The organism is Flavobacterium turcicum, assembly GCF_011365745.1.
GTDB lineage: Bacteria > Bacteroidota > Bacteroidia > Flavobacteriales > Flavobacteriaceae > Flavobacterium > Flavobacterium turcicum.
This window is the reverse complement of the sequence record NZ_JAAOBY010000005.1, coordinates 181,640-197,097: the sequence shown is the minus strand read 5'-3', so window position 1 is coordinate 197,097 and position 15,458 is coordinate 181,640. Positions and strand designations below refer to the sequence as shown.

The 15,458-nt window shown below is 36.9% G+C and carries 9 protein-coding genes; all 9 read right to left on the bottom strand.

The features are described 5' to 3' along the window. Positions 1 to 183 precede the first annotated feature (183 nt). Positions 184 to 1,119, bottom strand: coding sequence for a malate dehydrogenase (gene mdh / locus G9Q29_RS10360; RefSeq protein ID WP_166136737.1), 936 nt, complete (start codon positions 1,117 to 1,119; stop codon positions 184 to 186). Positions 1,120 to 1,185: 66 nt separating this feature from the next. Continuing rightward, on the bottom strand, positions 1,186 to 3,129 hold the full coding sequence (gyrB, locus tag G9Q29_RS10355) for a DNA topoisomerase (ATP-hydrolyzing) subunit B (protein ID WP_166136734.1): 1,944 nt from the start codon (positions 3,127 to 3,129) through the stop codon (positions 1,186 to 1,188). A gap of 302 nt (positions 3,130 to 3,431) precedes the next feature. After that, complete coding sequence (gene asnB / locus G9Q29_RS10350) at positions 3,432 to 5,036, bottom strand: asparagine synthase B (protein ID WP_166136731.1); 1,605 nt, start codon at positions 5,034 to 5,036, stop codon at positions 3,432 to 3,434. Positions 5,037 to 5,219: 183 nt separating this feature from the next. Further along, positions 5,220 to 6,845, bottom strand: a complete 1,626-nt coding sequence (locus G9Q29_RS10345; protein ID WP_166136728.1) for an amidohydrolase — start codon at positions 6,843 to 6,845, stop codon at positions 5,220 to 5,222. Positions 6,846 to 7,017: 172 nt separating this feature from the next. Next, positions 7,018 to 8,694 carry an asparagine synthase B gene (gene asnB / locus G9Q29_RS10340; protein ID WP_166136725.1) on the bottom strand — a complete coding sequence of 559 codons (1,677 nt, stop codon included), beginning with the start codon at positions 8,692 to 8,694 and terminating at the stop codon, positions 7,018 to 7,020. A 208-nt stretch (positions 8,695 to 8,902) separates the two neighbouring features. Further along, positions 8,903 to 9,352 (bottom strand): hypothetical protein, encoded by a 450-nt coding sequence (locus G9Q29_RS10335; protein ID WP_166136722.1) that lies wholly within the window; start codon positions 9,350 to 9,352, stop codon positions 8,903 to 8,905. Positions 9,353 to 9,454: 102 nt separating this feature from the next. Next, positions 9,455 to 11,263 (bottom strand): TonB-dependent receptor, encoded by a 1,809-nt coding sequence (locus tag G9Q29_RS10330; RefSeq protein ID WP_166136719.1) that lies wholly within the window; start codon positions 11,261 to 11,263, stop codon positions 9,455 to 9,457. Between the two features lie 47 nt (positions 11,264 to 11,310). Then, entirely contained in the window at positions 11,311 to 12,174 is an 864-nt protein-coding gene (locus G9Q29_RS10325) for a PhzF family phenazine biosynthesis protein (protein ID WP_166136716.1), read from the bottom strand. Positions 12,175 to 12,241: 67 nt separating this feature from the next. Further along, positions 12,242 to 15,256 carry a tetratricopeptide repeat protein gene (locus tag G9Q29_RS10320; protein ID WP_166136713.1) on the bottom strand — a complete coding sequence of 1,005 codons (3,015 nt, stop codon included), beginning with the start codon at positions 15,254 to 15,256 and terminating at the stop codon, positions 12,242 to 12,244. Positions 15,257 to 15,458: the final 202 nt, after the last annotated feature.

Below are 15,458 nucleotides of genomic sequence, written 5' to 3'. Positions count from 1 at the left end.
TGCTTCGACTCCTGCTGCACTTTTTCTATTTCACAAACAATAAAAAAGAAACAATTGCGTTTGGCTATTTTTTTTAAACCGAGCAAATATATAATTAAGGTTAAGATTAACCAATTTATTTATTAATTAATCTCAAGAAAAAGACTGCCCTTAAGCAGTCTTCCTTAATTATTTGTAATTTTATTAGGCTAAAATCGATTTTAAAGCGTCGTTCATCTGTCTGACAGCAGCTGCGCTCTTTTCAAACAAGCCTTTTTCAGTTTCGTTCAATTGAATATCTACAATTTCCTCAACACCGTTTTTACCTATTATACAAGGTACACCTATGCAAATATCATCTTGACCATATTCGCCTTCTACAAATACAGAGCAAGCTATCATTTTCTTTTGATCGTTTAAAATACTATCTACTAAAAATGCCACTGAAGCACCCGGCGCATACCAAGCTGATGTACCCAAAAGTCCAGTAAGTGTAGCACCACCTACCATTGTATCAGCAGCTACTTTTTGCAATTGCTCTTCAGATAAAAATTGAGAAACTGGAATACCATTGTAAGAAGCTAAACGAGTAAGCGGAATCATTGTGGTATCACCATGACCACCAATTACCATTGCCGAAATATCATTAGCAGGTTTGTCTAAAGCTAAAGATAAATACGTTCTAAAACGAGAACTATCCAAAGCACCACCCATACCAATGATTCTGTTTTTTGGCAAACCAGTAGATTTTAATGCCAAATAAGTCATTGTATCCATTGGGTTCGAAACTACAACAATGATAGTTTCAGGCGAATATTGTAACACATTTTCAGTCACTGTCTTTACAATTCCTGCGTTGATACCAATTAGCTCCTCGCGCGTCATACCCGGTTTTCTCGGAATTCCTGATGTAATAACTACCACATCACTTCCTGATGTTTTAGAATAATCATTAGTTACTCCTGTCACTTTGGTATTAAATCCTGTATTGGTAGCACATTGCATGATATCAAGCGCTTTCCCTTCAGCAAAACCCTCTTTTATATCTAGCAAAACCACTTCGCTTGCAATTCCTCTGTATGAAATCACATCTGCACAAGTCGCTCCAACATTTCCTGCTCCTACGATGGTCACTTTCATCTTTTATAGTTTATTCGGTTAATTGTTTATTTGGTTTATTATTATTGAGCTTTTCAAAAAAATTGATTAAGCATCGATGTTTGCGTAAACTGCATTTTTCTCGATAAATTCTCTACGAGGTGGCACTTCGTCACCCATTAACATAGAGAACACTCTATCCGCCTCTGCCAAACTATCAATAGTTACTTGACGTAAGGTTCTAAAGTTAGGATCCATGGTAGTTTCCCATAATTGCTCCGCGTTCATTTCTCCAAGACCTTTGTAACGCTGGATTGCTGCACTTCCGCCCATGCGCTCATTGGCTTGATCGCGTTGTACATCATTCCATGCATACTCTTTTTTGTTTCCTTTTTTAACAAGATACAATGGTGGAGCTGCAATATACACGTGCCCTTCTTCAATTAATTCTTTCATGAATCGGAAAAAGAACGTCAAAATTAAAGTAGAAATGTGGCTACCATCGACATCGGCATCACACATAATAATTACTTTGTGGTAACGTAATTTTTCAATATTTAAAGCTTTACTATCTTCGGCAGTACCAATAGTTACACCTAATGCAGTGAAAATATTTCGAATCTCTTCGTTTTCAAAAACCTTGTGGTGCATGGCTTTTTCTACGTTTAAGATTTTACCACGTAATGGCAAAATTGCTTGAAACGCACGATCACGACCTTGTTTTGCTGTACCACCCGCCGAGTCACCCTCGACAAGATAAACTTCACATTTTGCTGGATCTTGCTCAGAACAATCAGAAAGTTTTCCTGGTAATCCACCGCCACCCATTACGGTTTTGCGTTGTACCATTTCACGTGCTTTTTTTGCAGCGTGACGCGCTTGTGCAGCCAAAATTACTTTTTGAACAATGATTCGTGCATCATTTGGATTTTCCTCCAAATAATTTTCTACCATCTCACTCACTGCTTGACTAACAGGAGAAACAACTTCTCTGTTACCCAATTTAGTTTTTGTTTGACCTTCAAATTGAGGTTCAGCAACTTTTACCGAAATAATAGCCGTTAAACCTTCACGGAAATCATCTCCAGAAATATCAAATTTTAATTTATCTAACATTCCAGAAGCATCTGCATACTTTTTCAAGGAACGAGTTAATCCCGTTCTAAATCCTTGCAAGTGCGTTCCTCCTTCGTGCGTATTGATGTTATTTACATAAGAAAAGATGTTCTCAGAATAACTCGTATTATAAATCAAAGCTACCTCAACTGGAATATCACCTTTTTCGTGGTCCATAGAAATTACGTGTCCAATAATTGGCTCACGGTTTCCGTCTAGATAACGAATGTATTCTTTCAAACCTTCAGTAGAATGAAACACTTCTGACAAGAAATTCCCATCTTTATCAACTTCTCTTTTATCAGTGAACGTAATTGTGATTCCTTTGTTTAAGAAAGAAAGTTCACGCATACGTGCCGAAAGTGTGTCGTATGAGTACTCTGTTGTTTGTGTAAAAATGGTTGGATCTGGATAAAAAGTTACGATGGTACCTCTTTTGCTTGTATCTCCAATTTGTTTTACTGGATATAAAGCTTTTCCTTTCTCGTATTCTTGTTGGTACACTTTTCCATCGCTACTGTGAACAGTAGCAATCAGATGGTTTGACAATGCATTCACACACGAAACACCTACACCGTGTAAACCTCCAGAAACTTTATAAGAATCTTTATCAAATTTTCCTCCGGCACCAATTTTGGTCATTACAACTTCTAGTGCAGAAACACCTTCTTTTTTATGAATTCCAACCGGAATACCACGACCGTTATCTTCAACTGTAATCGAACCATCTTCATTAATTGCAACCGAAATCGTATCACAGTGTCCTCCCATTGCTTCATCAATAGAGTTGTCGACAACTTCATAAACCAAATGGTGCAGTCCTCGAACTCCAACATCGCCTATATACATCGAAGGACGCATTCTTACGTGCTCCATTCCCTCTAATGCCTGAATACTATCGGCTGAATAATTCCCTTTATTGATTTCTTCGCTCATATTGTTTTAATCTAAAAAATGTAATTTTTTGTATAACACGCAAATATATAAAAACGCAAATTATATAACCGTTAAAATCACTTTTAAAGGCTTTAAGTTATTAACATTTGTTTAAAAAATTAAGCTATTTGAACTGCTAAAACCAATAAAAAGCAGGCTTGTATTGAAATACAAAAATCATCCTAAATAAAAAACAGATTTTTAGTAGCAAACTGAACAGTTTTACCCTAAAAATCTGTTTTTTTTTATCAAAATTTATATCTGATTTTAGTGGCACGACAAGCACTAAAAGTATTACTGTATCATTCAGTCTTTCCCGACAATGCTGACTTGACATGGGCAGCATTGGCTCTTCCGCTTGGGTCTTGGTTTTCTTGCCATTTTGGAATCCATTTGCGAACCGTTTGCGCCGCACTTAACTGCGGATAATGTTTATGAAAAATTTGACGATACAAATACGCTTCTTTCGTTGTAGGTGAATTGTACGGATATTCTTGAGCAGCTCCAGCCAATTGCTCATCCGAAATTTGCTTGGCGCAAAAGTCAATCAGTTGGTCTACCCACGAATAACCAACACCATCCGAAAATTGTTCTTTTTGTCTCCACAAAACTTCTTCTGGCAAATACGGATTTTCAGGCGTATCAAATGCTTTACGCAAAATAAATTTCTCTTTCCCATCGTGATTTCGAGGCATTTTTTCATCCGGTTGAATACCAAAAGCCACGTTTAAAAATTCTGCATCCAAAAATGGAACTCTTGCTTCTACGCCGTGCGCCATTGTGGCTTTGTCAGTACGCAATAAATCAGCTGTAAATAATTTCTGTACTCTTTCGATTGTTTCTTTTTGAAAATCTTCGGCAGATGGCGCATTCGCAAAATACAAATAGCCACCAAAAATTTCATCGGCACCTTCGCCAGAAAGAATTACTTTAATACCCGCCTGCTGAATTGCATTTGCAACAAAATACATTGGAACGCTAGCTCGCACGGTAATCACATCATAAGTTTCTATTTGTTTGATTAACGTATCTAAAATTTCAAGTCCTTGATCTACGTTAAAAAACACCTCTGTATGCTCTGTATTTAAAAACTGAGCAACTTTTCGAGCCGCGACAACATCTGGTGCTTCACTATCTAAACCAATAGCAAATGACTTTAGTTTTTGCCCTTTTTCTTTGAAAAATCTGCTGGCGATAGCTGTAATAAGTGACGAATCCAATCCACCAGACAACAAGACACCAACAGGAACATCAGCTATCATTCTTTTTTGGGTAGCTTTTGTCAAGGTTTCTCGTATTAGCACCAAATCAGACTCCTGTGTAGCCGTTTGATAATCCTCAAATTCTGGTCTGAAGTACTTCACAAAACCTGTTTTTGGGGTATAATAATGTCCTGGCGGAAAAGTAGAACATGTTTTGCATTGGTCAATTATCGCTTTCATTTCTGAGGCAAAAAACATTCTACCGCGCTCATCCAAACCATAATACAGTGGCTTTACACCCAACGGATCACGGGCTGCCATATAATCATCGCCATCAATAATAACAAAAGCAAAATCACCGTCCAATTGCGTACAAAAATCGTAACCCAATAGTTCATACAAGTGCACAATTACCTCTGAATCACTCTTGGTTCGAAAAGTTCGTCCATCTAGAATTCCGTTTCGCAATTCCTGATGGTTATAGATTTCGCCATTATGCACCATATACACTGACTCAGAACCTTGGATAGGTTGTTTACCCGAATACAAATCGATGACAGCGAGACGTTCGTGAGCTAGGAAATGTCCTTTTTCGGTTTGAAATAAATCATTTTCGTCAGGACCACGATGCGCCATCCGCGCCGAAAGGTCTCGCACCAACTGTTCGTCTTTTCCTTTTCCTATAATGGCTAATAATCCGCACATAGCATATAATTTAACTGTTGAGCAAGTTGGCAAATATGAGCTACTCGCTTATAAGTGCAAACACAACTTTACTTTCTACTTTCGTTTTTGAAGTAAAATATAAGATTTGAATTCAAAATGTAATCAGAATATACCGAAGCATTTCAAATTAAAATGACATTAATCTGAGAGTATCAAATGAAATTACTTCACCTTTTGCCCTTTCAGGTACGTTCCTGCAGGTTTAATTTTTACAATTTGATTTTCTGGCACTTTCATCAAATCTTGATCATAAAGCACAAAATCAGCCCATTTACCAACTTCTAAACTACCTTTTTCTTTTTCTTCGAAATTCGAAAATGCTGCCCACAAAGTCATACCTCGTAGAGTCTCAGCACGAGACAATGCATTTTCAATCTGAAATCCACCTTTAGGATATTCTTTGCTGTCTTTTCGCGCAACGGCAGCGTGAAACGTCAACATCGGATTTACTTCTTCAACTGGAAAATCTGTTCCTAAAGCAATAGTTCCTGCTTTTTGCAATAATTTTTTGTACGCATAAGCATTTTTTAAACGTTCCTTACCAAGGCGTTCGCCTGCCCAATACATATCAGAAGTAGCATGCGTTGGTTGAACCGATGGAATGATTCCGAATTTAAAATAATCAAAATCAGCTTCACGTAGTACTTGAGCGTGTTCAATTTTCCAACGACGATCTTTGGTACCCGCTAAAACTTCTTTGTAAATTTTAAGGATTACCGTGTTTGCGCTATCGCCAATGGCATGTGTATTTAGCTGAAAATCTGAAGGAGCTAGTTGTTTTGCAACATCTTTTAGGCCTACAATTGGCGCTAGCAAAGCCCCAAATTGTCCTGGCTTATCAGAATAGGCTTTGTGCATGCATGCACCGCGAGAACCTAATGCTCCGTCGCCATACATTTTAAAAGAACGTACATTGATTTGATCCGTTTTATACACTCCTTTTTTTAAGTACAAATCAATATTTTTTTGATTGGCAGTAATCATAGCGTAAACATTCAATTTTAATAATTTGGCTTTTTGCAAACTATCAATTAAATGAATTACATCAGGATCTAAACCTGCATCGTTAACTGTTGTTAAACCGTGTTCGAACATTACTTTTTCGGCGTCTAACAAGGCTGCTATTTGAACTTTACGTGTTGGTTTTGGAATAATTTTAAAAACCAATTCCATCGGATTATCAACTAAAATTCCTGTTGGTTCGCCGTTTGCGAGTTCAATTTGACCGCCGTCTGCATTCGTATCTTTTGTAATTCCTGCTAATTGCAAGGCTTTACTATTTACAATTATAGCATGCCCATCAACACGATTTAATACTACCGGAATATCTGGGAAAGCTTTGTCTAAATCGGCTTTTGTTGGATATTTTTTCACTGCCCAATCATTTTGGTCCCAACCATTACCCACAATAAAAGTAGGATTTTTTTTCTTTTGAAAAGCTTGCAAACGACTCACGATTTCATTCATACTTTTGGTTCCTCGTAAATCAACTTCTTGCAAGGTCAACCCAAAATTATAAAAGTGGCAATGTGCATCATACAAGCCCGGATAAATAAATTTTCCTTCAGCTTCAACAGTGTTTTTAGATTCGTATTTTCCTGTAATTTCACCATCTGAGCCAATGGCGACAATTTTTCCATTGTCGATGGCCATGGCTGTGGCGGTAGCAAAAGCTTCGTTTACGGTATAAATAGTAGCATCGGTTACAATGGTATCTACCTCAATTTTGCTTTTATCGGAGCAGGACATTAATAATAACGATGCGAAAAAGAAAGTATAAAATTTCATAGTTGTTTTTTTAGGAATGCTAATATAAAAAACTCTCCCTAAATAACTGACCGCTTGAACGATTATATTTTTTGTCTCACCAAACTTGAAAATATTTCACAAAAAAAGCGTCCCCAAAGGAAACGCTTTTAAAGAAATCCAAAATGGCAAAAATGGATTTGATATCAAAATATTATACTTTTTCATAAGCATCATCATGCACACTCGCCACCGCTCTACCGGATGGATCGTTCATGTTTTTAAAGGCCTCATCCCACTCTAGTGCAATTTTGGTACTACAAGCCACGCTAGCTTCTTGTGGTACGCAAAGCGCCGCCGCATCACTCGGAAAGTGCTCATGAAAAATAGAACGATAATAGTACTCTTCTTTCGAAGTTGGGGTTTGTAATGGGAATTTATATTTGGCATTAGCCAATTGTTCATCGGTAATTTCAACTGCAACAGTAGCTTTCAGCGTATCAATCCAGCCGTATCCTACGCCATCACTGAATTGCTCTTTTTGTCTCCACGCTACACTTTGTGGAAGCATATCTTCAAAAGCCTTACGAACAACCCATTTTTCCATAGGATGCTCTTTGTTGATCATTTTATCTTGTGGATTGATGCGCATGGCCACATCCATAAACTCTTTATCTAAAAATGGAACACGACCTTCAATTCCCCAAGCCGCTAAACTTTTGTTGGCACGCAAACAATCATACATGTGTAATTTACCTAATTTACGAACGTTCTCTTCGTGAAATTCTCTTGCATTTGGCGCTTTATGAAAGTACAGATAACCACCAAAAAGTTCATCGGCACCTTCGCCAGACAATACCATTTTTATGCCCATTGACTTAATCACACGAGCCATAAGCCACATTGGTGTTGATGCTCTAATCGTAGTAACATCATAAGTTTCTAAATTGTAAATCACATCACGTACGGCATCCAAACCTTCTTGAATCGTGAATTTGATTTCGTGATGAATAGTGCCAATATGATCGGCTACAATTTGAGCTGCTGCCAAATCTGGCGAACCTTCCAATCCTACTGAAAAAGAGTGCAATTGTGGGTACCAAGCATCGGCAACATCTCCTGATTCGATACGTTTTTGAGCATATTTTTTGGCTACAGCCGAAGTGATAGAAGAATCTAAACCTCCAGAAAGCAAAACTCCGTAAGGTACATCACTCATTAACTGTCTGTGCACGGCGGCTTCTAAAGCTGTTTTTATAGCACTGATGTCGGTTTCATTGTCTTTTACAGCATCAAATTCGGTCCAATCTCTTTTGTACCATTGTACAAATTCACCATCTGTACTTGTCATGTAATGCCCTGGAGGAAACAATTGAATTTTGGTGCAAAATCCTTCCAACGCTTTCAATTCTGACGCTACGTAAAAAGTACCGTGCTGATCCCAACCGATGTACAAAGGAATAATTCCCATGTGATCACGAGCTACGAAATACTCATCTTTTTCGACATCATAAATAGCAAACCCGAAAATACCATTCATTTCATCAATAAAATGTGGCCCTTTTTCTTGGTACAAAGCCAAAATAACTTCGCAATCGCTCTCTGTTTGAAATTGGTATTTCCCTTCGAATTGTTTGCGTAAAACTCTGTGATTGTAAATCTCACCATTCGCTGCCAAAACCAATTGTTTATCGGCACTCAACAAAGGTTGTTTTCCTGAGGCAGGATCAACGATTGCCAAACGTTCGTGTGATAAAATGGCTTTATCATTGCTAAAAATTCCGCTCCAGTCTGGACCACGGTGACGAATTATTTTAGACATTTCTAGAACTTGAGGCCTTAAAACCTCAGCTTTTTGTTTCAAATCGAAGGCACATACAATTCCGCACATATTGCTATATTTTTGATATTATTATTTATTTTGATAAGGCAAAGATGTGATTATGCTTCTAATTTAAAAACACAAAAGCCTTTTTTAGTTTAAATAATAAACCAAAAAACAACAATAACATTGAATATGTAATTATAGATTGAAAAAATTAGTACTTCTAATTACAAACTGTAAAATTGTTGTTGCAATCTAATTCAGATGGAAAGAATTAATTGATTTCTTCGATCAAATATTTGGTGGTGTTTATCTCAAACGAAAAGCCTACTTGTTGACCCATCAGCTTTGAGCCAAGAGGCGATTGAGGCGAAAGCGCAATTACATTAACTTCATCGACTGCAATCTTTGGAAGTGCAGCACACATATACAAAAGAATACCATTGGCTTTGACCAAACTACCCAAAATAATTGTAGACGCCACAGTTGAAGGATCAATTTTATCAAGAATGGCCTTTTGAGCCAAAACTTCCTTGAGCTTATGATTGAGTTTTTCTTGCTCCAAATGCATCATCGAAAGTGCTGTTTCGTGCTTGTCACCGGCAGAACCTTTGGCATCGTTTTTTGAATCTTCTGTCAAAGCTACAATCATGTCTTTGAATACATCAATTCGGTCTTGCACCAGTTGTGCGTAGTGTTTGTGTATTTTTTGTTTAAAAGTCATATTTATGAAATAATACTAAAATCAATAAAGCAGCTAAGAATTGCATGTAGCAAATTCAATAAGCTGCCTTTTGTTAATTGTTCTGAATTTTATTTTTCTTACTTAAAAATCGAATTTATAATTGGCTCCTACAACAAGTTGCAAACCTTGCACGGGTAAATTCAACCACTTTTGATAGGAATTATTGGCTAAGTTGTTTCCGTTTAAAAATGCAGTCAAACGGTCACTGTATTTGTATCCAATTTTTGCATTTACATCAAAATAGCCATCCAAAGTTATTGGAGAACTATTGGTAACAAGGGAGGTATTTTCTTGAAAGTCTTTTCGTTCTCCGACATAATAAACGTGTGCAGCAGCAAACCATTTTGGAGAAAAAGTAACATCTAAATTGGCATTTACTTGCAGCGTTGGAAGGTTCCAAGCTTCTTGTTGGAAAGCCGTTTTGTAAGTACTTACCGTTCCATTTACACCAAAACTAACCGCTTTTGAAAAATCAGCTTTTAACTCTCCATAAAAACTAGCAGTCTTCACATCATCGTAAACCACCTGAAAAGAATTACCAAAACCATAATCTGGATTCGTATTGTTTTCACTGTAATTATTAGCACGAAACAAAAATTTATTACGTTCGTTTAAGTACGATCCACGTACATTATAGCTAACTGAATTAGATAATTTACCTTTTAAACCTGCATAAATATCAAATTGTTGGTCTGTAGGACGCATCAAATTGGTAGGTGACAAAAACGGATTTTGTCCTACCAAGCTTTCGTAACTGTTTTGTTTTAAATCGCCTTGAGCACCAGCATAAAAAAGCATCAAATCACCTACAACTTTGTATGATGCGGTTACTTTCGGATAGATAAAAAACGAGTTTTTACTGTTTTGACTGTCCATACTGTAAAATAATGCTGCTCCAAGATTCAGTGTCCAATCATCTCTTTGCATCTCAAAACTTGGTGCCAAACCTAAATTTGTAAAACCGTATTTTAAAGCTTCGACATTGGTATTACTAAAATTATTTTTCAAACTTCCAGACAGATAATCAACCGTCAATTCAGTTTTAATAGCTGTATCATTGGTATTAAACACAAAGCTTGGTTTTACTGCGAAGTGATTTTCTGCTGAATCATACTTGTCAAAAAAGTGCGTAAATTTAACCGTTGCGTCCTGCAAGAAACTTTCAGAAACCACAACATTTCCGTCTAAAGAGAGCGTAGTGTATGCCTGAAGTGGGTCAATACCACTAATAAGTTGAGCATTAGCTTGCGGTGTGTTTCCTGCTCCAAAACTAGCTGGTAAACCGTACCAATTGTAAACTTGATTTTGATAGCCTGCATTTAGATTATACGACAATCCTTTTTGATTAGAACCGTACATTACATCGAGAGCAGTATCGTAAAAATTATCATCTAAAACTACCTCATTAATTCCTCCTTGCGAAGAATGATGACGGAACATTCCTCCTACATAATCCGTGTTATTGAGTTCGTGGTTTACAAATAATTCTCCAATCAAAGTACCATAATTCCCTACGCCCAAAGTGGCATAATTTTGAAAAACGTGTGCTTGTTTTTCTTTGGTTACACCTTCTGCTTTTCCTTTTGATGGTGTGAAGGTCGAAGCTACTGGGAAAGAGAAAATAGCATACTTGATACGTTCCTTTTTCTCATTGCCTTCATCGTCTAAATCTGGGTTTTCTTTGGCTTTGGATGCATCCGAAATTTTAGGAGTATAAGCCTTTACAACATTAACTGTTTCATTGCCTATTTGTTCTTTCTTTTGTGCCAACGAAATTTGAGAAACCAACAAAAACAGCAAACTTACCGCAGTGGTTTTTGTGTTCAAAAAAGCAAATTGCTTCGCCTGAGAGGCTTTTATTGTATGTACGATCGATTTTATAACTACCATTTTGTACTGTTTTATACGTGTGTTTGTTTGTGAAAAAGAAGATAATCTTACACTTCCCATTCGCCTTTTGCTACATATTGTGTTTTGCCTCCAATTTTTATTTCAAAATGTTCGGCTTCTTTTTTCCCTTCAAAGTAAATTCGCGAAGGACGGTTCATATAATCGCCTTGGTGATTGGTTATTTGAATTTCTTGCTGGTAATACTTTAGTAAAAAAGCTTGCAAACAAGTACTAGCACTTCCGGTAGCGGCATCTTCTTTGAGTTGATTGTCTTCTATGCAAAGCATGCGCGATTCCAGTTTATTCCCTTCTAAAGTAAAAAAGTAAAAAGCGCGGTGCGCCGTACCACAATTTGCTACCAACCACTCGTGCGCCTTTTGCTTATCGAGTTGCAAACGTTGCAATGCCTCTGCTGATTTCAAAGGAATTATTACGAAAGCGCTACCTGTTGTTACCTCTTGAATGTTAAAATTTGTATCAAAATCAGCTGCATTTAAGTTACTGAAATTCTCAAAATCAGTTGCCGAAAAACTATTTAAAAAGGAAGGCTGCGCAGCTTGAAGCCAAACTAAATCGCCTTTTTGTTGTACAGGAATTGCTCCTACAGGAACCTCAAGCGTAATAGCATCGAAGTTTTTCTGAAAAATTTTATGCATCAAAATCCACGATGTTCCGATTATAGGATGACCTGCAAATTTCATTTCTTGATCAGGTGTAAAAATACGTACCGAAGCAGTTCCCGTGTCCTGATTTAAGGCAGTGATAAAAGTACTTTCGGCAAAATTAATTTCTCTTGCTATTTGTTGCATTTGCTTAGTAGAGAGTGATTGCGCATCAGTAAAAACAGCCAACTGATTGCCAGCATATTTTTGTTCTGCAAAAACATCTACTATATAAAAAGGTAAAGTCATATTTTAAAATATCTAAAAGAGTGCTGCAAAAATTCTCAAAGCACCTTTACTGATTCATTAATTCAATTTATTTGGTAATACTAGAATTGGTTTTTGCCTCTTCGGTTTTTATTCGATCCAATTCTTTCTTTGCATCTTCAACGACATCTTTATAGTCTGTGAAATTCTGAATTACATTTTCAAGAATATAAGTTGCCTGAAAACTATCTTTCAAATTGTAAAAATTAGTCGCCATGAGCACCAAACCTTTGGCTCCGTAATATTTGTAACCCGCATAATTTTTGGCTAGTTTTTGCACAGCCACATTCGAAGCTTCAAACTTTCCTTCTTTTGTTTTAAAATAAGCGTCATAGTATAAAGCCTCGGCTGCAAGTTCCCCTTTGGCGATTAGCTGTACATTGGCGTAAGCCGTTTTGGCTTTGACCTCGTCACCTAGTGCAATTGCCGCACGAGCAATAGTAATTTGCGCATCACTTTTTAAAGCATCATCGGCTTTTGGGTTTTGCAATACCTTCTCAGCAAAACGAACAGCGTTATCATTGTCTTTTATAAGCTGGTACAGTCGCATTAAATTGGCTTGTGCAAAAGTTTTGTTTTGTGCCACTTCGGCTTCGTTTTCTAATCGAAGTAAAACCAAAATAGCTTGCTCGCTATTATCTTTTTTGATGAAAATTTGTGCCAAGCGCGACAAAGATTGCTCCGTATATTCGTTATTAGCTTGTGCAATTACATATTGATACGAAGGCACAGCTTGATCGAAAGACTCTTGTGCAAAATACAATTGTGCTAAAAAGTAATTGGCTTTTAGTGCGTGAATCCCTTTTGGAAATTGACTCACGTAACTGCTGAATCCGGCAATGGCTTGTTTGGTATTGTTTTGCTGGTATTGACGCTCAGCTGCTTCGTATGAATCGTTATCAAGCTCTGCATCAGTTACGGCAACAAAATCTAAAGTACGCACCCAAGTTGCATACTCATCTACCCTACCATTATCAACATAAATCAAACGAGCTGTTGCTACGGCCTCAAGTGCCTCGGGAGTTCTTGGGAATTCAGCAGCAACTTTTTTGAATTTCTGCAAAGCCAAGTCGTCTTTATCAGTATTGTAGTACACCAAGCCTTGACGTAAAATAGCTTTTGACCCAAAAGAACCTTTTTTAAATTCGGTTATCAATCGGTCGTATGTTTTAACAGCCAAATCGTTTTTATTGTCAGCTGCATAGGTATTTGCCAATTCAAAAAGTGCATCATCTCGCCAATCCGACTTTAAATACAATTGTAAAAAGGAGTTCAGTTCTGCAATTTTTTTGTCATTTTTACTTAAAAAACCTTGTGAGATGGCACGTTGAAAATAGGCATAATCTGCATCAGAACTTTTGGCATCGATGGCTTTGGTGTAGCCTTCAATGGCTTGACTGTATTTTGAAGTCACAAAACGACAATCGGCCATGCGCAAATACGAATCGTACAAACGAACCTTATCTGTTGGCGCTTGTTCTATTTGATTCTGGAAAAAAGTAGCCGCCTGATCGTACTCTTTTAGTTTAAAATAAGTGTAGGCAATATTGTAATTGTGATTTTTAAACTCAGGTGTTGTACTCGCTTTTGCCGCAGTACTAAACTGTTTAAAACTTAATACGGCTTCTTTGTAATCTTCTGAAACATACTCCGTTTCGGCTTTCCAAAAAGTAGCTCGTGCTGTAATATATGGATCTTTAGCTTCGTTCAAAGATTTAGATAGCATTGATAAAGCTTCGGTGTATTTTGTATCGGTATACAACTCTAAACCTCTGTAAAATAAAACCTTTTGATAAGCCAACTTATTTTCAGGCGATTTGTTGCGCTCTAACAAAACCAAAGCCTCTTTGTTATTTTTAGATGAAATATAGGAGTCGATTAATAATTTTTCGACCTCAACTCTACTGGCATTTTTAGGATACTTTTTCAAAAAAGCTTGCAATACTGCAGGAACACTTTCGTAAGAATTCCCTAATTCGTAACTTAGTTTGGCGTAATTCAAAGCAGCATCTTCTTGAATGGCAAGATCAAAATCCATTTCAGAAGCATTTTTAAAAGCGTTGAGCGCTTGTTGCTTTTTGTCAGTATTCAAATAGCTTTCGCCTAAATGATAGTAGGCATTTTGAGCTACAAAATCTTTTCCACCAATAATTTTGTTGAATTGTGAGATCGCATTTTCAAAATCTTTTTGTTTGTAGTACGCGTAACCCAATTGGTAAAAATCAGTATTATTCCATTTACCCTTAGTGCCTTTGTATGCTACCAAGTACGGAATAGCTTGGTCGTATTGCTTTAAATTAAAATAACTTTCGCCAATAATTTTATTGAGCTCTGATTTTTCCAAAGCCGAAGAATTAGGCATGGCTTTTTTACCCAAATCAATTGCTTTTTGAAAATTACCCAGCTTAAAATTCATGTCTGCTTGGTAGTACGACAGTTTTTCTTTGTATTTCTCCTCGCCTGAAACCGCATCAAAATATTTGGTAGCTTCTTTATAATCATCGCCTTCGTAAGCCATAAAACCCAGATAATATTTTGCTTGAGAGCCGTATTCTGATGAGTTGACTACTTTATTCAAATAGGCAGTTGCTTGCTTTTTATTTTTTGCAGCAAAATAACTGTACCCTTTTTGAAAGTTATATTTTTCTTGATCTGCTCTAGTGCCTGCATTTTCCTCTACTTTTTCAAACCACTGCAAAGCTTGCGGATAATTGCCTTGTGCAAAATGAAACTGAGCTACTTCGGCGTAAGCTTGATTTTGTTTTACACTTGTAGGATAGGTATCCACAAACTGCTCCATCAACTCATCAGCATTCGACTGATTGGTTTTAATTGCACAAAAAGCTGCGAAATACGCGCAATCCGATTGTAATTCTTCTGTTGATGCAGTGGCTTTTACTCGGTTGAACAAATGTTGTGCAGAGGTATATTGCCCGTCCTTAAACATGGCTACAGCAGTATTAAAATCCTTTGAATCATGGGTATAAATAGTAGATTTTTGTGCCCAAATACTGGTTGACATTCCAAAAAGGATGCAGAGCGTACTCCAAGAAAGTTTATGCATTGTGATTTTATTTTTATAATTCAAATGTATTGTATTCTGCAATGGATAACGAATCCGTTACCGTTTTTATTATCCTTTTTTATGAAAGCTAGTGCTGTGGCAACAACTTTCGTAACATAAAGCCTTACCTTTTTCGTTTGGCATCTTTAAACGTGACCAAATTACAAAATTTGAGTTCCAAGCCAATAATTTATTTGTAATA

Coding starts and splice junctions, on each gene's coding strand:
- mdh (WP_166136737.1), bottom strand. CDS start 1,119: ATGAAAGTGACCATCGTAGGAGCAGGAAATGTTGGAGCGACTTGTGCA.
- gyrB (WP_166136734.1), bottom strand. CDS start 3,129: ATGAGCGAAGAAATCAATAAAGGGAATTATTCAGCCGATAGTATTCAG.
- asnB (WP_166136731.1), bottom strand. CDS start 5,036: ATGTGCGGATTATTAGCCATTATAGGAAAAGGAAAAGACGAACAGTTG.
- G9Q29_RS10345 (WP_166136728.1), bottom strand. CDS start 6,845: ATGAAATTTTATACTTTCTTTTTCGCATCGTTATTATTAATGTCCTGC.
- asnB (WP_166136725.1), bottom strand. CDS start 8,694: ATGTGCGGAATTGTATGTGCCTTCGATTTGAAACAAAAAGCTGAGGTT.
- G9Q29_RS10335 (WP_166136722.1), bottom strand. CDS start 9,352: ATGACTTTTAAACAAAAAATACACAAACACTACGCACAACTGGTGCAA.
- G9Q29_RS10330 (WP_166136719.1), bottom strand. CDS start 11,263: ATGGTAGTTATAAAATCGATCGTACATACAATAAAAGCCTCTCAGGCG.
- G9Q29_RS10325 (WP_166136716.1), bottom strand. CDS start 12,174: ATGACTTTACCTTTTTATATAGTAGATGTTTTTGCAGAACAAAAATAT.
- G9Q29_RS10320 (WP_166136713.1), bottom strand. CDS start 15,256: ATGCATAAACTTTCTTGGAGTACGCTCTGCATCCTTTTTGGAATGTCA.